1 protein-coding gene is annotated in these 247 nt (G+C 53.8%); it reads left to right on the forward strand.

Going from position 1 to position 247, the window contains the following annotated elements; genetic code table 11:
* Positions 1–247 (forward strand): terminase large subunit domain-containing protein (locus tag FLQ03_RS01320; protein WP_206210820.1); only part of this gene is annotated, 247 nt, incomplete at both ends.

Raw genomic sequence — 247 nt, forward strand, 5'->3', positions numbered from 1 at the left:
GCGCCCTTAAGACCGGGCAAAACCAGATTTTTTTATCCGCCAGTAAAACGCAGGCTTACGTTTTCCGTAAGTACATCATCGCCTTTGCGCGTCTGGTCGACGTCGACCTGTCAGGCGACCCGATTGTCATCGGCAACAACGGCGCAGAGCTGATTTTCCTCGGGACCAACTCTAACACCGCGCAGAGCCACAACGGCGACCTGTACGTCGATGAGATTTTCTGGATACCCAATTTCCAGAAGCTGCG

The organism is Vogesella urethralis (assembly GCF_007644045.2).
GTDB lineage: Bacteria > Pseudomonadota > Gammaproteobacteria > Burkholderiales > Chromobacteriaceae > Vogesella > Vogesella urethralis.